We start from the raw sequence: 24,920 nt of genomic DNA on the forward strand, positions 1-24,920 counted from the left end.
CAAGGAGACAACCGTGCCCGACGTCCTCAGCGCACCGCTGGTGGTCGAGTTCCCCTTCACCCGCTCCCTCGGCCCCGTCCAGAGCGCCTTCCTCACCGGGCTGCGCGAGAGGACCGTCCTCGGCGTGCGGACCGCCGACGGAAGAGTCCTCGTCCCGCCCGTCGAGTACGACCCCGTCACCGCCGAGGAAATCCGCGAACTGACCGAGGTCGCCGCCACCGGTACCGTCACCACCTGGGCCTGGAACCCCGCCCCACGCCGCGACCAGCCCCTCGCCACCCCGTTCGCCTGGGTACTGGTCAAGCTGGACGGGGCCGACACCGCACTGGTCCACGTCCTCGACGCACCGGGACCCGGGGCAGTGCACACCGGCATGCGCGTCCGCATCCGCTGGTCCCCGGAGCGTACCGGCGCCATCACGGACATCGCCTGCTTCGAACCGTACGAGGGCGAGATCGGTCAACCATCGCCGCACAACGGCGAGTTCGCGGATCCTGTCACCGGCATCGTCACCCCGGCCCGCCTCGACTACACGTACACCCCCGGCCGCGCCCAGAGCGCGTACCTCAAAGCCCTCTCCGAGCAACGCACCGTCGGAGAGCGCTGCCCGTCCTGCCGCAAGGTGTATGTCCCGCCCCGCGGCGCCTGCCCCACCTGCGGCGTCGCCACGGCCGAACAGGTCGAGGTCGGCCCGCGCGGCACCGTCACCACCTACTGCATCGTCAACATCAAGGCGAAGAACCTCGACATCGAAGTGCCGTACGTCTACGCCCACATCGCGCTCGACGGCGCCGACCTCGCCCTGCACGGACGGATCGGCGGCATCCCGTACGACCAGGTGCGCATGGGGCTGCGGGTCGAACCCGTCTGGACCGGGGAGGGCCGCCACCCCGACCACTACCGGCCCACCGGGGAGCCGGACGCCGACTACGACGTGTACAAGGAGCTGCTGTAGATGCGAGACGTAGCGATCGTCGCTTTCGCGCAGACGGATCATCTGCGGCGCACCGACGAACTCTCCGAAGTCGACCTGCTGATGCCGGTCCTCCACCAGGTCCTCGACGCCACCGGTCTGAAGGCGAGCGACATCGGGTTCACCTGCTCGGGATCCAGCGACTACCTCGCCGGCCGGGCCTTCTCCTTCACCATGGCGCTCGACGGCGTCGGCGCCCACCCGCCGATCTCCGAGTCCCATGTGGAGATGGACGGTGCCTGGGCGCTGTACGAGGCATGGGTGAAACTCCAGACAGGCGAGGCGGATACCGCCCTCGTCTACGCGTACGGGAAGTCCTCTCCCGGCGAAGTGCGCGACGTCCTCACCCGTCAGCTCGACCCGTATTACGTCGGCCCGCTCTGGCCCGACTCCGTCGCCCTCGCCGCACTCCAGGCCCAGGCGCTGATCGACGCGGGCCACACCGACGAGGCCGCCCTCGCCGCGATCGCCGACCGCAGCCGCGCCGCCGCCGCGGACAACCCGCACGCACAGCTTTCCGGTTCGGTCCCGGCCGGTGACTACCTCGTACAGCCGCTCCGCACCGGCGACTGCCCGCCGATCGGCGACGGCGCCGCCGCCGTGATCCTCGCCGCCGGTGACACCGCACGCGCCCTGTGCACCCGCCCCGCCTGGATCCGGGGCATCGACCACCGCATCGAGGCCCACAGTCTCGGGGTGCGCGACTTGACCGACTCGCCGTCGACCCGCCTCGCCGCCGAACGCGCGGGGGCCTTCGAAGGACCGGTGGACACCGTGGAGCTGCATGCCCCGTTCACGTCGCAGGAGGTCGTGCTGCGCAGGGCGCTCGGACTCGACGCCGGCGTCAGCGTCAACCCGTCCGGAGGGGCGCTCGCGGCCAACCCCGTCATGGCTGCCGGGCTGATCCGGCTCGGCGAGGCCGCTGCCCGCATCCAGCGCGGCGAGTCGGACCGGGCGCTCGCTCATGCCACCTCCGGGCCCTGCCTGCAACAGAATCTGGTCGCCGTCCTCGAAGGGGAGGCAGCTCATGCCTGAGGAGCCCGTGGCCGTCGTCGGCATCGGCCAGACCAAGCATGTCGCCGCCCGCCGGGACGTCTCCATCGCCGGTCTGGTCCGCGAGGCAGCCGTCCGCGCGCTGCGGGACGCCGCACTGACCTGGGCGGACATCGACGCCGTCGTGATCGGCAAGGCGCCGGACTTCTTCGAGGGCCTGATGATGCCGGAGCTCTATCTGGCCGACGCCCTCGGTGCGGTCGGCAAACCGATGCTGCGGGTGCACACCGCGGGCTCGGTCGGCGGCTCCACCGCACTCGTCGCCGCGAATCTGGTCTCCGCACGCGTGCATCGCACCGTCCTCACCCTGGCCTTCGAGAAGCAGTCCGAGTCCAACGCCATGTGGGGCCTGTCGCTGCCCATCCCGTTCCAGCAGCCGTTGCTCGCGGGGGCGGGCGGCTTCTTCGCCCCGCATGTGCGCGCGTACATGCGTCGCACGGGAGCGCCCGACACCGTCGGCTCGCTCGTCGCGTACAAGGACCGGCGCAACGCGCTGAAGAACCCGTACGCGCACATCCACGACCCGGACATCACTCTGGAGAAGGTTCAGGCGGCACCGATGCTCTGGGACCCGATCCGCTACTCCGAGACCTGCCCGTCCTCGGACGGCGCGTGCGCGATGATTCTCACCGACCGGGCCGGCGCCGACCGTTCACCGCATCCGCCCGCCTGGGTGCACGGCGGGGCGATGCGCAGCGAACCCACCCTCTTCGCGGGCAAGGACTTCGTGTCACCGCAAGCGGGCAAGGACTGCGCCGCCGATGTGTACCGTCAGGCCGGGATCGCCGACCCTCGCAGGGAGATCGACGCCGTCGAGATGTACGTCCCGTTCTCCTGGTACGAGCCGATGTGGCTGGAGAACCTCGGCTTCGCCGACGAGGGGGAGGGGTGGAAGCTCACCGAGTCCGGCGTCACCGAACTCGACGGCGATCTACCGGTGAACCCCTCGGGCGGAGTGCTCTCCACCAACCCCATCGGTGCCTCCGGCATGATCCGCTTTGCCGAGGCCGCCCTTCAGGTACGCGGGCAGGCGGGCGAACATCAGGTGCCGGGCGCCCGCAAGGCGCTCGGCCACGCCTACGGCGGCGGGGCGCAGTTCTTCTCCATGTGGCTGGTCGGAGCAGAACCGCCCACCGGCTGACCCGGCTGCCGTCCCGGACCGGTCGAACCACCCTTGGCCGCGGCCTGTCCGGGACCGCCGACGGTGGCTAGGCTTTGGCCGGGACGACGAGCGGGAGGAGCCGACGTGGCGGAGAGCACCACCACCCAGCAGCCCTTTGCCGGCTGGGACAAGCCGGACCTCGATCTCAGCAACGCGAACTGGCAGCCGGGCACTCAGGGGGCCGGGGATGTCCAGATCGCCTTCGTCGAGGGATTCATCGCGATGCGCAACGCCGGCAGACCCGGCAGCCCTTCGCTGATCTTCACCCCGGCCGAATGGCGGGCCTTCGTGGTGAACGCCCGCGACGGCGAGTTCGACCTCACCTGACGTCCGGCCTCCTGGGTGCGCGAGCGACCCGACCCGCTCGGGCTCGCCCGGGCAGGTGAGGGCTGGACGGCCGACGAGGAGGCCCTGGCCGTACGGCCCCTGCGCGCCGCCGTCCGGGCTCTCTTCGCGCGTGCCGTCCGCCCCGACGGGCCGAGCCCCGTCGACGTTCGCAGCCCGATGCCCGTGCGGGAGGCACTCGACCGGCTCAACGCCACGGCCGATGCCGTCCCGACCGTCCCGCACCTGGAGTGGCCGGACGACGGCCGCCCCTCGTCTCCGGGCCACCCGACCGGAGGTACGCCGCGGGGGGACGCCCTGCCCGCTACCCCGGCCCGCGCCGCGATCGGCTTTCTCGCCGGACCGGACCGTGCCGCTCTGCGCGCCTGCCGGGCCGCACGGTGCGTCCGCTGCTTCGTCAAGGAGCACCCCGCCAGGAGGGGTGCGCACCGTCCTGCGGCAATCGCACCCGAGTGGCCCGCCGGTCCGAGCGGCGGCACCGCACCCCGCACTCACAGGTGGCGCAGTAGCGTGGTGATCATGACTGGCGAGCGTGATCTTCGAACCCTGCTGAGCGGCCTGCGGCCGGAGCTGAATCCCGGCCGGTACGTCTTCACCACGGTGGCCGGCGGCGCAGTCCCCGCCGGAGTCACTCCCGTGGTGACGGTTGCCGAGCCCGAAGGGCTGACCCTCGTGATCGCGGAATCGGAAGCCCTTGCCGCAGGGCTTGCGTACGACTATGTGGCGGCCTGGATCACCCTTCGCGTCCACTCCGCCCTGGACGCGGTCGGACTCACCGCAGCCGTGGCGCTCGCCCTCACGGACGCGGAGGTCAGCTGCAATGTGGTGGCGGGCTACCACCACGACCATCTGTTCGTCCCCCACGCGCGTGGCACCGAGGCGGTGAGTGTGCTGCAGGCCCTCGCCGCGGAGTCCGACGGGAGGGTCTCCGGTCCCGGCTCCGCAAGGTGAGCCGGGACACGTAACATGTCTGCATGTCCTTCCTCCGCCGCCGTAGCGCCGCCACACCCGCGGGCCCGGATTTCGACGTCCTGGCCATGGACCCGGGCGACTGGCCCGGAAATCTCGGCGCCGGTCTGCTGCCCGCCCCCGACGGGAGCTGTCAGGGCGTCTTCCTGCGGTACGACCTGTTCGGCGGCCGCGGACCCGCGATGATCATCGGTAATCTCCCGGAGGGCTCTCCCGCCCGCGAGACCGAGGAGGGCCAGGTCCCCTTCGAGGTCGCGCAGCTGCTGCTGGCGCTGGAGAACGACGAGCCGGTCGAGGTGACCGGCACTGATGACATGCCCGTGATGCAGGGCGACAATCTGCTGATCGTCCGGCGCGTCAAGCTCTCCGAGACCCGGATCTCCTGCGTCCAGTTCGACCGCAGCGATGGGGTGCTCGTCACCATCGCCAGCTGGGACCGGCCGATCACCGATGATCTGTACACCCTGCTGAAGCCGCTCCCGGCCGAGCTGTTCCAACAGGGCTGAAACGTCCCTGCTTCTCCGACCCCGGCATCCCGCAAGGGCCGTCCGTGCAGATCGGGCGGCCACGGGGTCACTTCCGTCCAAGTATCCGCAGCCTCTGTCCAAGAGGCTGCTTTGTCATGCGCCTTGTCCGAGTAGTCATCGGACCTTTAGCGTCGTGCGGCATGACATCTGGGATCACGCGTCGCACGACCGTCAAGACAGCTGTCGGTGTAACAAGTGCTCTGGCGCTGGGAGTTCCTGCCCTTGCTGGAACGGCCGCGGCCGACAGTACCTCCGATGAATCGCGAGCATCGCAGGAGCCGGAGGGAATCAAGACATTGGTGGATCCGGTGCTCTGGTACCGCGCACCGGCCGCGGGCTGGGAGCGTGAATCGCTGCCGATCGGCGGCGGAGCCCTCGGCGCCGGCGTCTACGGCACGCTCGCCACCGAACGGCTCACTTTCAACGAGAAGACGCTCTGGACCGGCGGCCCCGGCTCCGCCCAGGGATACGACTTCGGCAACTGGACCACCCCCAGACCCGGCGCTCTCGCCGGAGTCCAGCAGCGCCTCGACAGCGAGGGGTCGCTCGACCCGGACTCCGTCGCCGATGAGCTCGGCCAGGCGCGCCGCGGCTACGGCGCCTACCAGGTCTTCGGCGACCTGCTGCTGGACCTGCCGAACGCCCCGGCCGCCCCCGACGCCACCTACCGCCGCGCCCTCGACCTTCGGACCGCGCTCGCCACCGTCGCGTACACCCACCAGGACGCCCGCCACACCAGGGAGTTCTTCGTCTCCCACCCCGGCAAGGTCATTGTCGGCCGCCTCGCCGCGGACCGCCCGGGACAGGTCACCTTCACGCTGCGTTACACCTCGCCGCGCGGCGACTTCACGACCACCGCCGCCGGGGACCGGCTCACCGTAAGGGGCGCGCTCCAGGACAACGGGCTGCGCTTCGAGGCCCAGGTCAGGGTCCGTACCAGCGGCGGCACCGTCACTGCCGGAGCCGGTGGCACGCTCACCGTCACCGGCGCCGACAGCGCCTGGTTCGTCCTTGCCGCAGGCACCGACTACGCCGACAGCTACCCTGCCTACCGCGGCGACGACCCGCACAAGGCGGTCACCCGCACCGTGGACAGCGCGGCCGGCAGGCCGTACGAAAAGCTCCGCGACGCCCATGTGCGCGACCACGGCGCGCTCTTCGACCGGGTCGCCCTCGACATCGGCCAGCAGCTCCCCGATCTGCCGACCGACCAGCTGCGTGCCCAGTACACCGACGGCACGAGCCCCACCGACCGGGCGCTGGAAGCGCTCTTCTTCCAGTACGGCCGCTACTTGCTGATCGCCTCGTCCCGCGCCGGCTCGCTGCCCGCCAACCTCCAGGGCGTCTGGAACAACTCCACCACCCCGCCGTGGTCCGCCGACTACCACAGCAACATCAACCTGCAGATGAACTACTGGCTCGCCGAGGTCACCAACCTCGCCGAGACCACCGCACCGTACGACCGCTACATCGAGGCGATGCGCGCCCCCGGGCGGAGAACGGCGAAGGAGATGTTCGGGACGGCCGGCTGGGTGGTGCACAACGAGACCAACCCGTACGGCTTCACCGGCGTCCACGACTGGTCCACCGCCTTCTGGTTCCCCGAGGCAGCTGCCTGGCTCACCCAGCAGATGTACGAGCACTACCGGTTCAGCGGCTCCACCGACTACCTGCGCTCCACCGCCTACCCGGCGATGAAGGAGGCCGCCGAGTTCTGGCTGGCCAATCTGCGCACCGACCCGCGCGACGGGCTGCTGATCGTCACCCCCAGCTACTCTCCCGAGCACGGCGACTTCACCGCGGGCGCCGCGATGTCCCAGCAGATCGTCCACGACCTGCTCACCAACACCCTGGAGGCCGCCCGCACGCTCGGCGACGCGCCCGCCTTCCGCAGCCGCCTGGAGACTGCCCTCGACCGGCTCGACCCCGGGCTGCGGATCGGCTCCTGGGGCCAGCTCCAGGAGTGGAAGACCGACCGCGACGACCCGGTCGACGACCATCGCCACGTCTCGCACCTGTTTGCTCTGCACCCGGGGCGGCAGATCGAACCCGGAACCAAGTGGGCCGAGGCCGCCAAGGTCTCCCTCGGAGCGCGCGGTGACGGCGGCACCGGCTGGTCCAAAGCATGGAAGATCAACTTCTGGGCGCGGCTGCGTGACGGCAACCACGCCCACAAGATGCTCTCGGAACAGCTGAAGAGTTCCACCCTCCCCAACCTCTGGGACACCCACCCGCCCTTCCAGATCGACGGCAACTTCGGCGCCACCTCGGGCATCGCCGAGATGCTGCTGCAGAGCCAGTACGGCGAGGTCGAGATTCTCCCCGCCCTCCCGGCGGCCTGGCCGGAGGGCTCCGTCCGGGGACTGCGCGCCCGCGGCGGCTTCACCGTCGACATCGAATGGTCCGCGAGGCAGGCCCGCCGCGTAGTGATCACGGCGAGCCGCAGCCGCGAAGTGACCGTCCGCAGCTCACTGTTCGCGAGCGGCAAGAAGGTCTTCAAGGCCCGTGCGGGCGGCCGCTACACGCTGGTCGCCGAGGGCTGAGCGAACAGCGCGGTCACCCGCGCCGCCGAGATGCCGAGCCCCGTGGGGCCACTGAGGTGCCACGGGGCGCCGGTACCTCGCCGCAGATCCTCCTCACAGTAGCGCCGGCAGCCCCGGTGCCAGATCAGGATGCCCGCGATCCAGTGCTTGAGCTCCTGGACATAGCCCGCCAGGATCTCCCTCGCCTCGGCGCCGAGCCCGAAGTCGTCATACAGGAGGGGGAGTTCCTGCTCGGCGACATGGAGGAACTGGCGGAGCCGCGAGTTCATCAGGTCGTGCACGATCGCCACCCCGGTCGGATAGTCGACGCCGAAGAAGTTCTGCACGACCAGGACGCCGTTGTGCACCTCACCCTCGTACTCGATCTCCTTCTGGTACGAGAACAGGTCGTTGAGCAGCACCGCGTAGTCCGCCGCCGCGTTCTCCAGGGAGCGCAGCGGGCCGCTCCGGTAGATCGCCTCCGGCACCTTCCTGCCGTGACCGAGCCGGCACAGACTCATCGTGAGATCCGAACCGAACGTCAGCCGCCGCATCTCGATGTAGTCCACCGGATCCGGGATCCGGTTCTGTGCCTGATTGGCCAGCTCCCACAGCCAGCTGGCCGTCATCGACTCGATGGCCGTACGGAACGCACGTCGCCCGCTGTCGTCCATCGGGGCCGAGGTCCGCTCCCAGAGATCGGCGAGGCCTCGCTCCAGAGCGTTCACCGGCTCCGGCACCGCGGAACCGTCCAACGGCATGAACAGCAAAAGCCGTTCATGTGCCAACCGCGCCCCGGCCAGGTCGCGGGGCCGCCCGTGCACCACCGGAAACCAGTCGTCGCCGTACGTCCCCCAGGTCAGCCACTGCGAGGAGAGGTCCAGTTCGTCGGGCGTCGCGTCCGGATGCAGACCCGCCGCGCACAGCGGCAGATCGATCGCGACGAGCCGCTCCTCGTCCCAGATGTGCGAGCCCGGCACGCCCGGCTGTGCCTCCAGGATCCCCATCCGGCGCGACCAGTCGACGAGCCGGACCCGGGCCCCGTCCAGATGCGGACTGAGCGTCGTGCCGAACGGCAGGTCGAAATCGGGCAGCAGTGACGGACCGACGCGCTGGTACGGCACATGGGTGTGGGTGCGCAGCCGCGCCGACTCCGAACGCGGAGTGAGCCGGATCGATGCCGCGGACATACCGAAGCCGAGGACGGCCTCACCGGCCCCGCCGTTGTTCATGTAGCGGCTGGAACGCATGTGCCACTCATGGCCGCCGGACTGCCAGTCCTGCAGCCCCTTGACATAGGCGAGCACCGCAGCGGTCTGTGCCGGATCGAGCCCCTTCTCCGCGCACAGCGGCCCGAGTTCCGTGAGTGCCGTGTTCTCGAACTGCTGGAGCCGCGAGGTCAGCAGGTCGTTGACCGCCTCGGCCGCCTCCTGCGTGGAGCAGCCCAGGAACGTCTCCAGTACCAGCACGCCGTTGCTGTTCTCGCCCTCGTCCTCGACCTCCCGCTGGTACGAGAAGAGGTCGTTGCGCAGAGGCACTCCGTCGGAGAAGGCATCCCGCAGCACCCGCAGTGCCCGCTCGTCGGCCACCGACTCGGGCACCTCTGCGCCCGCCGCGTACTCCACCAGTCCCGCGGACCAGGGGGCTCCGCCCACCTTCCGACGCATCTCGATGTACTCGACGGGATTGGCGATCCGCCCCTCGTTGATATTGGCGAGCTCCCACAGCGACTCGTGGAGCAGATTCTTTGTCGCCTCCGCGAACCGGGCCCGCCAGGCGTCGGACATGCCCGGCACCGTCCGCGCCCACAGGTCGGCCAGCCCCGCCTCGACCGGATTGGTCGGCTCCGGTGTCGGCGCCCCACGCTCCATCGGCATGAAGGCGGGCAGCCGGTCCAGATACTTCTTTCCGCCCGCCCGGTCCGGGGTGCGCTTGAACAGCTCCAGGAAGTGGTCGTCGAAGAAGAACACCCACACATACCAGTCGGTGACCAGCGACAGGGCCTCCGCCGAGCAGTCGGGATGGGTGTACGCGCAGAGGAGCGCGTAGTCATGGGAGTCGAGGTCCTTCTCCTCCCAGATGCCGGACCCCTCCAGCATCCCTATGCTGCGCGCCCAGGCCCTGGTGTGCTGTCGGGCCTCCTCGACATGGGAGTTGAGCCGCGCCGGACACGGAACATAGAAGTCCGGCAGGGTGAAGGGCTGAGCCATGTGCGTCCGGCCTTTCCGGGAGTCGCCGCGCGAGGTCGCGCGTCGTACCTGTCGTGTCCGCGCGAGCACTACCCCTGGGCCGTCCGGGGCACGCACACCGGGAATTAGTCACACGAAAGGTGCGTCCTGGCGGGAGGCGGCGACACGCTCCGGCGCCTGGCCGCCGCTTGCGTAAAACCCAGGTAACGGCCCACCGCCAGAAACCCGTTGCCTCTTTCCCGTCGCAGGTCAGAGACCCTGCCAGTGGTCTGGTCCAGTGGCTCGACCGGCAACCCCCGATGCGCTCTTGACGCGCCATCACCTCAGGTCACAGAGTGTGCGCCCATAGCAGAACAGTGAGATCGGACCACGTACGACTTTCCATGCGCACAGCTCCAAGAAGGGTTGTCATGACGTCCAAGCAGAGGACCAGACTCACGCTCGCCCTGACCGCCGTCGGTGCCCTGAGTCTCGCGCTGCTCGCCCCCGCGGCGCAGGCCGGTGCGGACGGGGTGCGGCCCGAGTGTCCGAGCGGCCTCGACTGCGACTGGGTCCCGGCGGCCTATCAGCAGACCGGCGATCCGGCCGACAAGGAGACGTACGGCAACTACGACACTGCGGACCGGCCGCACAGCAACAAGATCAAATTCATTGTTCTGCATGACACCGAGGAAGACTTCGACACCACCCTGAAGATCTTCCAGAACCCGCTGAAGCAGACGTCCGCCCACTACGTGGTGCGCTCGGGCGACGGTCATGTCACCCAGATGGTCAAGGGCAAGGACGTCGCCTGGCAGGCGGGCAACTGGTACGTCAACACCCACTCGATCGGCATCGAGCAGGAGGGGGTCGCCGTCGAGGGTGCGAAGTGGTATACCCCCGAGATGTACAACTCGACGGCGAAGCTGGTGCGTTACCTCGCCGACAAGTACGACATCCCGCTCGACCGGCAGCACATCATCGGTCACGACGGCGTGCCGCCCACCAGTGCGGCCGGTACCAAGAACATGCACTGGGACCCGGGTCCGTACTGGGACTGGAACCGCTTCATGGCACTGCTCGGCAAGCCGACGACCGTTCCGAGCGCCCCGAAGAGCAGTCCGCTCGTCACCGTCAGCCCCCGGTTCAAGGACAACCAGCAGGCCTTCCGCGACTGCGAAAAGCGCGTCGACCTGCCGGTCCAGGGCAGCAGTGCCGTCCCGCTCCACGCCGAACCCTCCACCGACGCACCGCTCTTCTCGGACCCCGGACTGCACACCGACGGCTCGCCCGGCACGAACTGTGCGGCCGACTGGGGCAGCAAGATCAGCGCGACCCACCAGGCGGTCGTCGCGGACCATGCGCCCGGTTGGACGGCGATCTGGTGGTACGGCAAGAAGGCCTGGTTCCAGACCCCGGCGCACACCCGGACCACCGTCCCGACCGCCGGCTACGTCGTACGCCCGAAGGAGGGCCGGACCGAGGTGCCGGTGTACGGGGTGGCCTACCCGGAGAAGTCCGAGTACCCCGCGGACTTCGCGGACAAGCGGGTCGGGACGGCGCTGCCGTACACGATCAAGGCCGGGCAGTCGTATCCCGGCGGGGGTGAGGCGCCGACCGGGTTCTTCTACGCCCCGACGATCGATGCGTCGTACCCGCTGGACCACTCCTACTTCCAGGGCCGGGAGAAGTATGTGACGGTGCAGATCGGGCACCGGGTGGCCTTCGTGAAGACGTCCGACGTGGATGTGGTACCGGTGCGGTGAGTGCCGAGGGCGGGGGCGGGCGTCCTGCGGGGCTCCGCTCCCGCACCCGTGCTCCTCATCCGCCGAATGGGGGGATTCTGTCGGTTCGGCTTGATTGTCCGTCCAGGCGGAAAATCGATCCCTTCCTGCCATTGAGGAAGGGGCCCGGGGTGGCGCCCCGGTTTCGGGAAGCGGCGGGTAGGGGGCAAGCCCCACACATGGGGCCTCGCCTCCTACCTCCGTCCCCCCGCCACCTCCCGGTCCACCTGCCCCGGCGACAACGCGTGCTCGATCGCCAGGATCCCCGCCCCCACCGCCGCCGCGTTCTCCCCCGTACGGCTCGGCTCGATCCGCAGCAACTGCGTGGCCAGGGGATGTGAGCGCCGGTACACGGCTTCCCTCACGCCGGCCAGCAGTTGATCGTGTACGGCGGCCAGCGCACCGCCCATCACCACCGTGTCCGGGTTGAAGAAGTTCACCAGCCCCGCGAGGACCTCCCCGACAGCCCGGCCCGCCTCGCGCACCATCAGCACTGCCTCGCGGTTCCCGGACTTCACCAACCGCACCACATCGCTGCCCGATGTCGCGTCCAGACCAAGACCGGCCAGCTTCGCCGCCAGTGACGCACCGCCCGCCACCGCCTCCAGGCAGCCCGAATTGCCGCACCGGCACGGCTCGTCGAGTTCCGCGACGCGGATGTGGCCGATGTCGCCCGCGCAGCCCTGCGCCCCCCGGTGCAGCCGGCCGTCGGCCACGATCCCGCAGCCGATGCCCGTGCCGACCTTGATGTACAGCAGGTAGCGGCAGTCGGGGAAGGCGCGGCGCTGCTCCGCCAGGGCCATGACGTTCACATCGTTGTCGACGAGTGCCCGTACCCCGAACCGGGCGGCGAAGAACTCCGGGATCGGGTACTGGTGCCAGCCCGGCATGATCGGCGGATCGACCGGACGACCGGTGGAGAACTCCACCGGGCCCGGAACCCCGACCCCGATGGCCTTGAGTGCCCTGGGCGTCCGGCCCGCTTCCTCGAGGAGTGCGTGCACGGTCCGTTCGACATGGCGCAGTACGGAGTCGGGGCCGTCCCCGATCGCCAGGGGATTCTCCTGCGTCGCGAGCGTCGCACCGCCGATGTCCAGCAGTGCCACCCTGCAGTGCGAGGCTCCCAGGTCCACCCCGGCCACCGCATGCTCACGGGTCCGCAGTGCCAGCCGGCGAGGAGGGCGCCCCCCGGTCGAGGCGCCGTCCGCGTCCTCGTCCACGAATCCGTGCGCGATGAGCGCGTCCACTCGCTGGGAGACCGTCGAACGTGCCAGCCCGGTGATCCGGGCGATGTCGGCGCGCGTTGCCACGGCCCCCGAACTGATCAGCGCGAGCACCTCGCCGGGCGAGTGCGAGGAGGCGGCGGACAGGCGATCCGACTGCAAAGACATGGCAGTCACCCTAAGGACGACTTCCGCTGCTCACAAGGCAGTTGGTGTTCGATCGTCGGCAAAAGTCTGCGCCAATTCGGCAAAGAGCAATGATGCAGGAACCCTTGACAGTCCAAAGTTGCGTCACGACTCTGCTCAACAGACCACTGACCGAGGAGCCGGTGATGCTGACGATGCAGGGCGTGTCCAAGAGCTTTCTCGGGGTGCGTGTGCTCCACGACGTGGAGCTCAGCCTCGAAGCCGGAGAAGTGCACGCCCTGGTGGGTGAGAACGGAGCGGGGAAGTCGACTCTGATGAAGATCCTCGCGGGTGAGCACTTACCCGACGCCGGGACCCTCACGATCGACGGAACCGAGCACTCCTTCAGTCACCCGGCCCAGGCACAGGCAGCTGGAATCGGCATCATCCACCAGGAGTTCGCGCTCCTGGCCCACCGCACCGTCGCCGAGAACGTCTTCCTCGGCCGGGAACCCACCCGGTACGGACTCGTCGACCGCCGGGCCATGGAACGGCGCACCGCCGAACTCCTCGACCGGATCGGCGCGACCGGCATCAGTCCGAGGACCCCCGTCCACGAGCTGTCGGTAGCCCGCCGGCAGACCGTCGAGATCGTCAAGGCTCTCGCTTCCGAGGTCCGCATCCTGGTCATGGACGAACCCACCGCCCCGCTCGCCGACCACGAGGCCGGACAACTCGCCGCTCTGGTACGCCGCCTGGCCGCCCGCGGGCTCGGCATCCTCTACATCTCGCACCGGCTCCGCGAGGTCTTCGACCTCTCGCAGCGCATCACCGTCCTCAAGGACGGCCGCCGCGTCACCACCCTCACCACCCGCGACACGGACGCCGACACCGTCGTACGCGCCATGGTCGGCAGGGACCTGGGCGCCTACTACCCGCCCCGCGCCCGGCCCGAGGAACTGGGCGAGCAGCGGCTCACCGTACGCGGCGGCGGCAACGCCCGTATCTCCGGCATCGATCTGACGCTGCGGGCCGGCGAGGTCGTCGGCGTCGCCGGGCTCCAGGGCTCCGGCCGCACCGCCCTCGCCCGCGCCCTGTTCGGCGCCGCCCCTTTCACCACCGGCGCCATGACCGTCGGAGGCCGGCCCCTGCGCCCGGCCCGCCCGAGGGACGCCATTCGGGCCGGGATCGCCCTGGTCACCGAGGACCGCAAGACCGAGGGCCTGGCGCTGCGCCAGTCGGTGCGCGACAACGCCCTGCTCGTCACCCGGGCGGTGCCCGCCCGTTCCAGGCCGCCGACGGGCCGTGAGGTGACTGCTCTGCTGGAGCGCGTACGCCTGCGGGCCGACGGCGAGGACCAGCAGGCCCAGTACCTCTCCGGCGGCAACCAGCAGAAGGTCGTCATCGCGAAGTGGCTCGCCGCCCGCCCCCAGGTCCTGCTGTTCGACGAACCCACCCGTGGTGTCGACGTCGGCGCCAAAGCGGCCATCCACACCCTGGTACGGGAACTGGCACGCGAGGGTCTCGCCGTACTGATCATCTCCTCCGAACTGCCCGAGCTGATCGGAATGAGCGACCGCATCCTCGTCATGTCCGAGGGGCGCCTCGCGGGCGAACTCCCCGCCGGAGCTACGGAGGAGACCATCATGCGGGTCGCCACCGGTGGCGCCGAGGCGCGGAGAGGGGCCGCATGACCGCCCTGCGCCCCGACGTCCGGGAACCCGTCTCCAGCCCAAGGACCCGGCGGACGGCGGTGTCGCACTTCACCGGCCCCATCACCGGTGTCTGGCTCGCGGCGCTCGCCGTCACCGTCCTCGGCTGGATCGTCGTCGCCGCCCGCGGTGGGGACTTCCTCACCGTCACCACCGTCGTCGCGATCCTGCAGAACTGTGTTGCCCTCGGCCTCGTCGCCGCAGGACAGACCGTCGTCATCCTCACCGGATCACTCGATCTGTCCGTCGCGTATCTGATCAGCCTGGGCACGCTCGTGGCCGCCGAGACGATGGAGAGCGGCAGCGTCCTCCTCGCAGTCCTGGCCGTCCTCGCGCTCTCCGCCGCTGCCGGTCTTGTCAACGGCTTGATCATCACCGGCCTGAAGGTCAACGCCTTCATCGCCACTCTCGGAACCGCGTTCATCCTGCGCGGCTGGATCGAGGACAACTACACGGGCCCGGCGGGCAAGGTCCCCGCCTCCTTCCAGCACCTTGGCTACGACCGGATGGGCCCGGTCCCCGTCTCCGTCTTCCTGCTGCTGGCCGTCGCCGCCGTCGTCTGGCTGATCACCCGCCGCACCACGCCCGGCCATCACATGTACGCGACCGGCGGCGACGAGCACGCGGCGCGCCTCTCCGGTGTCCGCACCCGCCGCACGGTCGTCCTCGCCCACATCCTCTGTTCCCTGTGCGTCGGCGCGGCCGCCCTCTTCCTCGCCGCCCGGCTAGGCGCCGGAGCCCCGTGGGCCGGCACGGAGGCCCGCTACGACCTGGAGTCGATCGCCGCCGTCGTTCTCGGCGGCACCGCACTCGCCGGAGGCCGCGGGGGAGTGACCGGGACCCTCGGCGGCGTCCTCGTCCTGTCCGTACTCGACAACGTCTTCAACCAGCTCGGCGTCGACCCCTTCTTCAAGAACGTGGTCCGGGGCGTCGTCATCATCGCGGCCGTCGCCGTCTACGCCCGAGGCCGCCGCACCCCGCAGGGGAGGACCGCATGACCACCGCAACCGCCTCGCTCGGTCGCCGCACCGTCCGTTCCCTGGGCACCGGCGCCCCCGTCTACGGGCTGCTCCTCGTGCTCCTCGGCGCCCTCGCCCTGACCGACCCGGGCTTCTACGAACCCGACCGCCTCCTCGCCTTCGTCAGACGCGCGGCCCCCCTCGTCATCCTGGCCGCCGGCCAGTATCTGGTGATCGTCTGCGGCGAGTTCGACCTCTCCGTCGGGGCGATCGTCACCGCGGGCGTGGTCGTCGCCGCCGAGCTGTACGGCTCGTTCCCCGACGCCCCCTGGCTGCTCGTCACCGCCGTCCTCCTGCTCGCCGGAGCCCTCGCCGGTCTGGTCAGCGGACTGATCACCACTCTCCTGCGCGTGCCGTCGTTCATCGCCACGCTCGGCATGATGCTGATCCTCGAAGGCGCTGTCTTCTTCTGGACCGGCGGCTCCCCCCACGGCATGCTGCCCGCCGAGTTCCGCCGGCTCGGCCGCGCAGCCGTGTTCGGCTGGCTGCCCTGGGCCGTCCTCGCCTGTCTCGTCGCAGGAGCCCTCGCCGTACGGCTGATGCGTTCCGACTTCGGCCGTACGCTCCTCGCGACCGGCGACAGCGAACGCGCCGCCGCGCTCGCCGGAGTCCGGGTCGCCCGCGCCCGCACCATCGCCTTCGTCCTCTCCGGCACCGCGGCCGCGCTCGCCGCCGTCCTCGTCGGCGGCTTCTCCGGAGTCTCCGCGCAGGCGGGCCGCGGCTACGAGTTCGAGGCGATCACCGCGGTCGTCCTCGGCGGCGTCGTGCTCGGCGGCGGGCGCGGCTCCGTCATCGGCGCGATGGCCGGAGCGCTGTCACTCCAGGCGCTGTTCACCCTGCTCAACCTTCAGGGCGTCTCCGGAGCCCTGGAATCGACCGTGCAAGGGGTCGTCGTCATCGTCGCCGTCGCCCTCGGCGCCGCCGACTGGTCCCGGCTGCGCCGTCGCCGTACCCACCCCTCGGGAGTGAAACGATTATGAGTACCCGCATGGCCCGACACGCACTCGCGCCCGTCACCGTTCTGTTAGGCGCGGCACTGCTCGCCGGCTGCACGAGCGATGCACCGCCGGGCGCACCCACCGCCTCCGGCAGCGCCGACGGCACCGGATCGGGCACCGGAAAGCAGTCGAAGTTCTTCGACCGGGCCGAGTACGAACGGCAGCTCGCCCTCGCCGACGAGACCCCGCAGGGTCCTGCGGACAAGCCGTGGGAGCAGATGCTCAGCCCGGAGCTCATCGACACGACGCAGTACAAGAAGAAGAGCCCCGGCTCCGTCCACCTCTGCTTCTCCAACGCGGGCGTCTTCAACCCCTGGCGCCAGGTCGGCCTGAAGAACATGCAGGCCGAGGCCGCGCTCCACAAGGAGATCAGCGAGTTCACCGTCCTGGACGCCCAGGGCAAGGACGACAAACAGATCTCCGACATCCAGGAACTCACCGGCAAGGGCTGCGACGCCCTGATCGTCTCCCCGAACACGACCGCCACCCTGACCCCGGCCGTCGAGCAGGCCTGCGCCAAGGTGCCCGTCATCGTCTTCGACCGGGGCGTCGAGACCGACTGCGCCGTCACATTCATCAACCCCATCGGCGGTTACGGGTACGGCGCGGTCGCCGCCGACTTCCTCGTCGAGAAGGTCAAGCCGAAGGGGAAGATCCTCGCCCTGCGGATCTCGCCGGGCGTCGACGTTCTGGAGACCCGGTGGTCGGCCGCGAAGGTCGCCTTCGACAAGAGCGGACTGGACGTGGTGGACGTGAAGTTCACCGATGGCGACCCGGCCAGAACCAAGTCGATCGTCAGCGACGTACTGACCCGCAACGGCGACATCGACGGCGTGTGGATGGACTCCGGTGCGACGGCCGTCGCCGCCGTCGAGGCGTTCGAGGACGCGGGCAAGGACGTGCCGCCCATCACCGGCGAGGACCAGCAGGACTTCCTCCAGGCGTGGAAGGAGAAGAAGCTCACGGCCATTGCACCGTCGTACCCCACCTTCCAGTGGCGCACCCCTGTCATCGCGGCGCTGAGGATCCTCGGCGGACAGCAGGTCCCCAAGGAATGGAAGCTCCCGCAGCCCACCGTCACCCAGGACACCCTCGACCAGTACCTCAAGCCCGGCATGCCGCCGCTGCACTACGCGATGTGCGGCTGCGAGAAGCTCCCCGGGTTCCCGAAGAAGTGGGGAGGCAAGGAGTGAGCGCCGCCCTGCCGCTCGGGGCCAACCCATGGATCTGGCACTCCCCGGTGACGTACGAAGCACTGGGCGACGTCCTGCCGCTCCTCTCGGCGTGGGGTTTCGACTGCGTCGAGATCCCGATGGAGAACGAGCGCGACTGGGAACCTGTGGCCGTCACCAAGCTCCTCGAGGCCTCGGGGCTCGCCCCGGCCGCGGTCGTCGCCGTCATGCCACCGGACCGCAATCTGGTGCGTACCGGCCCACGGACCGTCGCGGTCACCCAGGACTATCTGCGCCGCTGCGTCGACGCCGCCCATGCCCTGTCCGCCCCCACGGTGGCCGGACCCGTCTACACCGCGGTGGGCCGCACCTGGCGGATGGACTGCATCGAACGGGCGGCGGCCTACGCGGAGTTGAGCGAGAACCTCGCCCCCGTCGTCGACCATGCGCGGGCCGCGGGCGTACGGATCGCGGTCGAGCCGCTCAACCGCTACGAGACCAGCCTCCTCAACACCGTCGGCCAGACCCTCGACGCCCTGGCCGGACTTCCCGAGGACACCATCGGCCTGGCGCTCGACACCTACCACCAGAACATCGAGGAACGCTCCCTGCCCGATGCCGTACGCCGCGCGGCGGGGCGCATCGTCCACGTCCAGGTGTGCGCGAACGACCGCGGCACCCCCGGTGCCGACTCCCTCGACTGGCCCGGCTTTCTCACCGCACTCACCACGAGCGGCTACCGGGGGCCGCTCTGCATCGAGTCGTTCACCGCGCACAACGACGCCATCGCGATCGCCGCCTCCGTCTGGCGGCCGCTCGCCGACACGCAGGACGCCATCGCCACCGAGGGACTGGCCTTCCTGCGCCGCACCCTCGCCACCATCCCCGGCCCCCGCTGATCCCCCTCAAGTCCCTTACGGATCCCGACCCCAGAAAGGACCCAATCCGTGAGCCAGCCCGTAATCTGTCATGCTCGTGACATACGGCGGGCGGTCATCGCATTAGTGAGCGCACTGCTGCTCGCGCTGACCGCACTGCCCGCAACCGCCCAAGCCGCCACCGCGGCCAAGGGCCCCGCCTTCCGCGTCCTGCTCTTCACCCGCGCCGTCGGCTATGTGCACGCCTCCATCCCGGCCGGCGTCAAGATGCTCAAGGAGGAGGCCGCCGCCAACAACTTCGCCCTCGTCGAGAGCGCCGACCCCACGGTCTTCGACGACGCGAAGCTCAAGGACTTCGACGCGATCGTCATGCTGCAGAACTCCGGCATGGTCTGGGACACCGATGCCCAGCGCCAGGCGATGCAGACATACGTGCGGGGCGGTGGCGGTGTCGTCGCCATCCACAACACGCTCGACATGGGAATCGAGTCCGAATTCCCCTGGTGGGACCAGGCCATCAACGGCGGCGTCCACATGCCCGCCCACTCGCCCGGCGTCCTCCAGGGCACCGCCAAGGTCGCCGACCGCGTCCACCCCTCCACCGCCGGACTCCCGGAACGCTGGGAGCGCCCCGAGGAGTGGTACAACTTCGACAAGAACCCCCGGGGTGACGTCCACGTCCTCGTCACCGCCGACGAGACCACGTACAACCCCGGCGGCTCCGCCATGGGCGCCGACCACCCCATCTCCTGGTGCCGCAACACCGAGGGCGGCAAGGTCTGGGCCACAGCCATGGGCCACGACACCCCCGCCTACAGCGAACCCGCGTTCCGACGCCACGTCCTCGGCGGCATCGAGTGGGCCGCGGGCCACAAGCCCGGCGACTGCGGCGGCACCGTCTGGAGCGGCTACGAGAAGGTCACCCTCGACGACAACACCGCCGACCCGATGGAGCTCGACGTCGCCAAGGACGGCCGTGTCTTCTACATCCAGCGCAGCGGCGAGGTGAACATCTACGACCCGGCCACCCACGCCACCAGCACGGCCGGCAAGCTCGACGTCTACACCGGCGGTGAGGACGGTCTGGTCGGCATGGAACTCGACCCGTCCTTCAAGGACAACCACTGGATCTACCTCTACTACGCCCCCGCCGGCGCGTCCGAAGACGTCAACCGGCTCTCCCGTTTCACGGTCAAGGGCAACACCCTCGACCTCGCCAGCGAGAAGAAGCTCCTCGACGTCCCCGCCTACCGCGACCGCACCTTCCCCGAACCCGGACACACCGGCGGCGCCGTCGAATTCGGCCCGAACCGCACCCTCTATCTCGGAGTCGGCGACGACACCCCGCCCAACCTCGACCCCAACTGGCAGGGATACGCGCCACTCGACTGGCGCGAGGGCAAGCAGATGCTCGACGCCGCCCGCACCGCGGGCAACACCAACGACCTGCGCGGCAAGATCCTGCGGATCAAACCGAAGGACTCCGGCGGCTACACCATCCCCAAGGGCAACCTCTTCGCCGAGGGGACCGCGAAGACCCGCCCCGAGATCTACGCCATGGGCTTCCGCAATCCGTTCCGCTTCACCGTCGACCCGAAGACCGGCTACGTCCATGCCTCCGACTACGGGCCCGACCGCGGCCTGCCGACGACCGACCGCGGACCCGAGGGCCTCGTCGAGTACAACGTGATCAAGAAGGCCGGGAACTTCGGCTGGCCGTTCTGTCACGGCAACAACCAGGCGTACGCCCCGTACAACCCGGACACCAAGGAGGTCGGCGCCAAGTTCGACTGCGCCGCACCGGTCAACCCCTCGCCGAACAACACCGGTCTGACCGAACTCCCGCCGATCCAGCAGCCGGAGATCTGGTACGGCTACGGAGCGTCGAAGGAGTTCCCCGAGGTCGGCAGCGGCGGCTCGGCCCCGATGAGCGGGCCCGTCTACCACTACGACAGCAAGAACCCGTCCACCACGAAGTTTCCCGCCTACTTCGAGGGCGCGAGCTTCTTCTACGAGTGGTCGCGCAACTTCGTCAAGGAAGTCCGCTTCGACCAGGACCAGAAGCTCCTGAAGATCAATGACTTCCTCTCCTCGCAGAAGTTCAACAAGCCGATGGACATGACGTTCGGCCCCGACGGATCGCTGTACGTCCTCGAATGGGGCAGCTCCTTCGGCGGCGGCAACAACGACTCCGGGCTCTACCGGATCGACTACGCGCAGGGGAAGCGCATCCCGGTCGCCAAGGCCACCGCCTCCGCCACCGACGGCCCCGTCCCGCTGAAGGTCGACTTCTCCAGCAAGGGCAGCAACGACCCCGACGGTGACGCACTCAGCTACGCCTGGGACTTCGACGGCGACGGCACGTACGACTCCACCGAAGCCGACCCCAGCCACACCTACACGGCCAAGGGCGACTTCGTCGCCCAGCTCAAGGTCACCGACTCCACCGGCAAGTCCGGCTACGCCAACATCCCCGTCACCGCCGGGAACACCACCCCCAAGGTGACCATCGACTTCCCGGTCAGCGGCAAACTCATCGAGTTCGGCGACAAGATCCCGTACAAGGTCACCGTCACGGATCCCGAAGACGGCCCGGTCGACTGTTCCAAGGTCACCGTCAACCCGGCCCTGGGACACGATGACCACGAGCATCCCACCACCGACCTCGCCGGCTGCGAAGGCACCGTGGACACCGGCGACCTGGGCGGCCACCCGGAGGGCGCCGACCTCACCTACGTGCTCAACGCCAAATACACCGACCGGGGCGGCGACGGCGTCTCAGCCCTCACCGGCTACGGTCGCGCCGTGCTCCAGCCCAAGCACAAGCAGGCGGAGTACTACGACGCCCAGTCCGGCACCCGGATCGTCTCCCAGGCAGGCGCCGAGAACGGCAAACGCATCGGGGACATCTCCCACGGCGACTGGGTCGCCTTCGAACCGATGAGCGTCGAGGGCATCGGCTCCGTCAGCTATCAGTTGTCCTCACCGTACGGGGTCGGCGCGATCGAACTGCGCGCGGACGCTCCCGACGGCACGCTGCTCGCCACCACTCCCGTTCCCAATACCGGCGGCTGGGACACCTATCGGCCCACCCCGGCCGTACCCGTCCAGGAACTGAAGGGCACCCACAAGCTGTACCTCGTCTTCACCTCGCCGCAGAACAACTCCTTCGACGTGGACGCGGTCGACTTCAGGAGCTCCTGACCCTCCGCCCCGTCCGACAGAGCACAGCACGCACAACAGCGTGCCGCGGGCCCGATGTGTCGGCATCGGACCCGCGGCACGCATTTCCCGGACAGCGCAGCGTCAGCGAGTGCCCACCGCGGCACGCACCGCCCGCCGGGCCATCGCGCAGTCGTCATGAAGCCGACGCAGCAGCAGCCGCTGCTCCTCGCCCGACGGCAGCGCACCCGGCCGTTCCTGAATCCCTACCGTGACCACGCCCTCCCGCATGGCCCGCTGCACCGCCGTCTCGTACGTACGGATCTCCCGTGTCAGGACGAGCATCAGGTTCACCAGGAACGCATCCCGCGCCGCAGGCCCTGCGGCCTGTGCCAGCTGGCTGATCTGCCGCCGCGCCACCGGCGCGTCACCCAGCACCGTCCACAGCGTTGCCAGGTCGTACCCCGGCAGATACCAGCCCGCGTGCTCCCAGTCCACCAGCACCGGACCCGTGGGCGACAGCAGGATGTTGGAGAGCAGGGCGTCACCGTGGCAGAACTGCCCCGTGCCGTGGCGGCCGCCCGCATGCGCCAGACCGTGCAGCAGCTTCTGCAGGTCACCCAGATCACGGTCGGTGAAGAGCCCCAGCTCGTGGTAGCGCGCGATGCGGGATGCGTAGTCCAGTGGGGCGTCGAAGAGCCCCGCGGCCGGTCGCCACGCGTTGACCCGGCTGATCGCGCCGAGCGCTGCCCGCACATCGGCGCGGGGCGGAGCCTCCGTAGGGTGCCTCGTCAGCGCCGCCACCCGTCCCGGCATTCGCTCGATGACCAGGGTGCAGTTCTCGGGATCCGCCGCGATGAGCCGCGGTACCCGGACCGGCGGGCGGTGCCGGACGAACGCCCGGTATACCGCTATCTCGTGGCGGAACCGCTCGGACCATGCGGGAGAGTGGTCCAGTAAACACTTGGCGACCGCCGTCGTGCGTCCGGTTGTGCCGACGATGAGCACCGAACGCCCGCTGCGCCGCAGCACCTGGACCGGATTGAACTCCGGGCAGATCCGGTGCACCGAGGCGATCGCCATCCTCAGCTGTGCACCCTGCGGGCCGGACAGGTCCAGCCGTCCGCTGAGGGGGCCGGAACCCGGTGCCGCCGGTCTCCGGGGCCGGACCGTGCCGGGAGCCGGCGGTGCGGCGCGGCGGTCGAGGTACGGTCCGCCGCCCGCCCCCAGCGGACGCAGCGGTCGGGGCGGGGCGGACACGGAGGACGATGCTGTGTACATGGGCGAGACAGATCCCTTCGTGCGCCGACAAGTTGCGTGCACCGCCCCGGCCGGCGGCCGTTCGGCACCCTGGGGAGTACCTAGGGCTGCCGGACGGGGTGGCGCTTTCCTACCTGACACCGGACCGCGGGTTGCGGACCATCTGGCGGACCCTGGCGAACCCTGGCGAATAGTCGCAACGCATCTGACAGGAGGTTAGTGTCAACACAGCCGAGAACCTGGGGGCTTGACGTGACCGGAGAACCCAACACCCGCCTGTCTGACCTGTTCGGCCTTGCCGGCTGGTCCAAGGGCGAACTCGCGAGAATGGTGAACCGGCAGGCGGCGGCCATGGGCCACCCGCAGCTGGCCACCGACACCTCGCGGGTGAGGCGTTGGATCGACATGGGGGAATCCCCACGCGATCCCGTGCCCGAAGTGCTGGCTGCCCTGTTCACCGAGCGGCTCGGTCGTGTCGTGACCATCGAGGACCTCGGGTTCGGCCGGCGCGGGCGTGTGGGGAAGCGGCGAGAGGACGGGACGCAGGACAATCCCGACGAACTGCCGTGGGCGCCCGAACGGACGGCAGCGGTCCTCACCGAATTCACGGGAATGGACCTCATGCTCAACCGACGCGGCTTGGTGAGCGCGGGCGCCGCGCTCGCCGCAGGATCGACCATCACCGGCCCCATGCAGGACTGGCTGCACACCGACCCCGTTCTGGCGGCCGACGCTCCACGGATCGACGATCCCGTCCACGCGGACCAGGCCGGTTTCGACCGGTACGAGGCCGCTCCCATCGGATCGGAGGAGATCGAGGCGCTGGAGCGGTCCGTCGAGGTGTTCCGCGCCTGGGACGCCTCCCGGGGCGGCGGACTCCAGCGGAAGGCCGTCGTGGGCCAGCTCAACGAGGTGGGCGGCATGCTCGCCTACCGCCACCCCGACCATCTGCAGCGCCGCCTCTGGGGCGTCGCCGCCAACCTCGCTGTTCTCGCGGGGTGGATGTCCCACGACATCGGTCTGGAACCCACCGCCCAGAAGTACTTCGTGATCGCCGCCCATGCGGCGCGCGAGGGAGGCGACCGCCCGCGCGCGGGCGAGGCGCTCTCCCGGGCGGCCCGCCAGATGGTCCACCTGGGGCGTCCCGACGACGCCCTGGACCTGATGAAGCTGGCCAAGTCCGGTTCAGGGGACATGGTGCTGCCACGCACCCAGGCGATGCTGCACACCATCGAAGCGTGGGCACAGGCATCCATGGGCCGCGGGCAGGCCATGCGCCGTACCCTCGGCCAGGCCGAGGACCTCTTCGTATCGGACAAGGGAGATGTGCCGCCGCCCAGTTGGATGCAGATGTTCGACGAGGCGGATCTGCACGGCATGCAGGCGCTGGCGTTCCGTACGCTCGCCGAGCACGAGCCGGCGGCGGCGATCGTCGCCCAGCGCCATGCCAAGCAGGCACTGGAGCTGCGCGTCAACGGGCGCCAGCGCTCCAAGATCTTCGACTACATCTCGCTCGCCTCGGCGTGCTTCATCGCCGACGACCCGGAGCAGGCCGACCGTTACGCACGGCTCGCCCTGGTGTCGATGGGGGAGACCTCCTCGCACCGCACCTGGGACCGACTGCGCGAAATGTACCGGCTCACGGGTCAGTTCGCGGGATACGCGAAGATCCAGGACTTGCGCGAGGAGATCGAGCTCGCCTTGCCGCAGAGTTCGATCATCAAGCGACCCAGGCGTTCGGAGATCTGATCGGCCGACGCCGCGAGGAGGAGGAGCGCCCACCACCGCCGAGCACAGCATGCGTAGGGGTCTCGGCCGTCTGCGTTCCTGTGCCGTGCTCTGATTCGCTCTGCTCTCGTGCTCCGGC

The 24,920-nt window shown here is 69.7% G+C and carries 18 protein-coding genes and 1 pseudogene; 16 read left to right on the forward strand and 3 right to left on the reverse strand.

Annotated elements, in window-relative coordinates; genetic code table 11:
- Nucleotides 1-13 precede the first annotated feature (13 nt).
- From ACFU8W_RS20845 to ACFU8W_RS20880, 8 genes and pseudogenes are all read left to right on the forward strand, one after another.
- Nucleotides 14-955 (forward strand): Zn-ribbon domain-containing OB-fold protein, encoded by a 942-nt coding sequence (locus tag ACFU8W_RS20845; protein ID WP_384039174.1) that lies wholly within the window; start codon nt 14-16, stop codon nt 953-955.
- The gene (locus ACFU8W_RS20850; RefSeq protein ID WP_345517120.1) at nt 956-2,008 is read left to right on the forward strand and encodes a thiolase domain-containing protein; all 1,053 of its coding nucleotides are present in this window, start codon (nt 956-958) and stop codon (nt 2,006-2,008) included.
- Nucleotides 2,001-3,167 carry a thiolase domain-containing protein gene (locus ACFU8W_RS20855; protein ID WP_384039177.1) on the forward strand — a complete coding sequence of 389 codons (1,167 nt, stop codon included), beginning with the start codon at nt 2,001-2,003 and terminating at the stop codon, nt 3,165-3,167. The genes ACFU8W_RS20850 and ACFU8W_RS20855 overlap by 8 nt, the downstream gene beginning before the upstream one ends.
- A gap of 105 nt (nt 3,168-3,272) precedes the next feature.
- Entirely contained in the window at nt 3,273-3,515 is a 243-nt protein-coding gene (locus tag ACFU8W_RS20860) for a DUF397 domain-containing protein (RefSeq protein ID WP_266989605.1), read from the forward strand.
- Between the two features lie 15 nt (nt 3,516-3,530).
- Nucleotides 3,531-3,818: pseudogene (locus ACFU8W_RS20865) on the forward strand (ABATE domain-containing protein); the annotation flags it as partial.
- Nucleotides 3,819-4,052: 234 nt separating this feature from the next.
- A complete protein-coding gene (locus ACFU8W_RS20870; RefSeq protein ID WP_266989613.1) occupies nt 4,053-4,484 on the forward strand; it encodes an ACT domain-containing protein in 432 nt (143 codons plus the stop codon).
- A 23-nt stretch (nt 4,485-4,507) separates the two neighbouring features.
- Entirely contained in the window at nt 4,508-5,008 is a 501-nt protein-coding gene (locus tag ACFU8W_RS20875; RefSeq protein ID WP_030928952.1) for a hypothetical protein, read from the forward strand.
- Between the two features lie 329 nt (nt 5,009-5,337).
- Nucleotides 5,338-7,572 carry a glycoside hydrolase N-terminal domain-containing protein gene (locus ACFU8W_RS20880; protein ID WP_384039180.1) on the forward strand — a complete coding sequence of 745 codons (2,235 nt, stop codon included), beginning with the start codon at nt 5,338-5,340 and terminating at the stop codon, nt 7,570-7,572.
- On the opposite strand, the gene ACFU8W_RS20885 is transcribed toward ACFU8W_RS20880, so the two are convergent.
- Nucleotides 7,548-9,761 (reverse strand): germacradienol/geosmin synthase, encoded by a 2,214-nt coding sequence (locus tag ACFU8W_RS20885; protein ID WP_384039183.1) that lies wholly within the window; start codon nt 9,759-9,761, stop codon nt 7,548-7,550. The two genes, ACFU8W_RS20880 and ACFU8W_RS20885, sit on opposite strands and share 25 nt — an antisense overlap.
- A gap of 389 nt (nt 9,762-10,150) precedes the next feature.
- Here ACFU8W_RS20885 and ACFU8W_RS20890 point away from each other — a divergent pair, with 389 nt between their 5' ends.
- Entirely contained in the window at nt 10,151-11,485 is a 1,335-nt protein-coding gene (locus tag ACFU8W_RS20890; protein WP_384039187.1) for an N-acetylmuramoyl-L-alanine amidase, read from the forward strand.
- 212 nt (nt 11,486-11,697) lie between these two features.
- On the opposite strand, the gene ACFU8W_RS20895 is transcribed toward ACFU8W_RS20890, so the two are convergent.
- A complete protein-coding gene (locus ACFU8W_RS20895; protein ID WP_384039190.1) occupies nt 11,698-12,894 on the reverse strand; it encodes an ROK family protein in 1,197 nt (398 codons plus the stop codon).
- A gap of 164 nt (nt 12,895-13,058) precedes the next feature.
- On the opposite strand from ACFU8W_RS20895, the gene ACFU8W_RS20900 reads away from it, so the two are divergent.
- The 6 genes from ACFU8W_RS20900 to ACFU8W_RS20925 are packed head-to-tail and all read left to right on the forward strand — an operon-like array spanning nt 13,059 to nt 21,835.
- Nucleotides 13,059-14,546 carry a sugar ABC transporter ATP-binding protein gene (locus tag ACFU8W_RS20900; RefSeq protein ID WP_384039193.1) on the forward strand — a complete coding sequence of 496 codons (1,488 nt, stop codon included), beginning with the start codon at nt 13,059-13,061 and terminating at the stop codon, nt 14,544-14,546.
- The gene (locus ACFU8W_RS20905) at nt 14,543-15,562 is read left to right on the forward strand and encodes an ABC transporter permease (protein WP_384039196.1); all 1,020 of its coding nucleotides are present in this window, start codon (nt 14,543-14,545) and stop codon (nt 15,560-15,562) included. The genes ACFU8W_RS20900 and ACFU8W_RS20905 overlap by 4 nt, the downstream gene beginning before the upstream one ends.
- Entirely contained in the window at nt 15,559-16,563 is a 1,005-nt protein-coding gene (locus ACFU8W_RS20910) for an ABC transporter permease (protein ID WP_384039199.1), read from the forward strand. Before ACFU8W_RS20905 ends, ACFU8W_RS20910 begins: the two co-directional genes overlap by 4 nt.
- Before the next feature lie 8 nt (nt 16,564-16,571).
- Nucleotides 16,572-17,774 (forward strand): ABC transporter substrate-binding protein, encoded by a 1,203-nt coding sequence (locus tag ACFU8W_RS20915; RefSeq protein ID WP_376665850.1) that lies wholly within the window; start codon nt 16,572-16,574, stop codon nt 17,772-17,774.
- Complete coding sequence (locus ACFU8W_RS20920; protein WP_384039203.1) at nt 17,771-18,652, forward strand: sugar phosphate isomerase/epimerase family protein; 882 nt, start codon at nt 17,771-17,773, stop codon at nt 18,650-18,652. The genes ACFU8W_RS20915 and ACFU8W_RS20920 overlap by 4 nt, the downstream gene beginning before the upstream one ends.
- 48 nt (nt 18,653-18,700) lie before the next feature.
- The gene (locus ACFU8W_RS20925; RefSeq protein WP_384039206.1) at nt 18,701-21,835 is read left to right on the forward strand and encodes a ThuA domain-containing protein; all 3,135 of its coding nucleotides are present in this window, start codon (nt 18,701-18,703) and stop codon (nt 21,833-21,835) included.
- A gap of 102 nt (nt 21,836-21,937) precedes the next feature.
- Here ACFU8W_RS20925 and ACFU8W_RS20930 read toward each other — a convergent pair whose 3' ends face one another.
- The gene (locus tag ACFU8W_RS20930) at nt 21,938-23,074 is read right to left on the reverse strand and encodes an aminoglycoside phosphotransferase family protein (protein ID WP_384039209.1); all 1,137 of its coding nucleotides are present in this window, start codon (nt 23,072-23,074) and stop codon (nt 21,938-21,940) included.
- 231 nt (nt 23,075-23,305) lie between these two features.
- Here ACFU8W_RS20930 and ACFU8W_RS20935 point away from each other — a divergent pair, with 231 nt between their 5' ends.
- Nucleotides 23,306-24,802, forward strand: coding sequence for a hypothetical protein (locus ACFU8W_RS20935; RefSeq protein WP_345517132.1), 1,497 nt, complete (start codon nt 23,306-23,308; stop codon nt 24,800-24,802).
- Nucleotides 24,803-24,920: the final 118 nt, after the last annotated feature.

The organism is Streptomyces sp. NPDC057565, assembly GCF_042801455.1.
In the GTDB taxonomy this organism is placed as follows: Bacteria; Actinomycetota; Actinomycetes; order Streptomycetales; family Streptomycetaceae; genus Streptomyces; species Streptomyces yanii.

Coding starts and splice junctions, on each gene's coding strand:
- ACFU8W_RS20885 (WP_384039183.1), bottom strand. CDS start 9,761: ATGGCTCAGCCCTTCACCCTGCCGGACTTCTATGTTCCGTGTCCGGCG.
- ACFU8W_RS20915 (WP_376665850.1), top strand. CDS start 16,572: ATGGCCCGACACGCACTCGCGCCCGTCACCGTTCTGTTAGGCGCGGCA.
- ACFU8W_RS20850 (WP_345517120.1), top strand. CDS start 956: ATGCGAGACGTAGCGATCGTCGCTTTCGCGCAGACGGATCATCTGCGG.
- ACFU8W_RS20905 (WP_384039196.1), top strand. CDS start 14,543: ATGACCGCCCTGCGCCCCGACGTCCGGGAACCCGTCTCCAGCCCAAGG.
- ACFU8W_RS20870 (WP_266989613.1), top strand. CDS start 4,053: ATGACTGGCGAGCGTGATCTTCGAACCCTGCTGAGCGGCCTGCGGCCG.
- ACFU8W_RS20890 (WP_384039187.1), top strand. CDS start 10,151: ATGACGTCCAAGCAGAGGACCAGACTCACGCTCGCCCTGACCGCCGTC.
- ACFU8W_RS20910 (WP_384039199.1), top strand. CDS start 15,559: ATGACCACCGCAACCGCCTCGCTCGGTCGCCGCACCGTCCGTTCCCTG.
- ACFU8W_RS20855 (WP_384039177.1), top strand. CDS start 2,001: ATGCCTGAGGAGCCCGTGGCCGTCGTCGGCATCGGCCAGACCAAGCAT.
- ACFU8W_RS20930 (WP_384039209.1), bottom strand. CDS start 23,074: ATGTACACAGCATCGTCCTCCGTGTCCGCCCCGCCCCGACCGCTGCGT.
- ACFU8W_RS20875 (WP_030928952.1), top strand. CDS start 4,508: ATGTCCTTCCTCCGCCGCCGTAGCGCCGCCACACCCGCGGGCCCGGAT.
- ACFU8W_RS20895 (WP_384039190.1), bottom strand. CDS start 12,894: ATGTCTTTGCAGTCGGATCGCCTGTCCGCCGCCTCCTCGCACTCGCCC.
- ACFU8W_RS20900 (WP_384039193.1), top strand. CDS start 13,059: ATGCTGACGATGCAGGGCGTGTCCAAGAGCTTTCTCGGGGTGCGTGTG.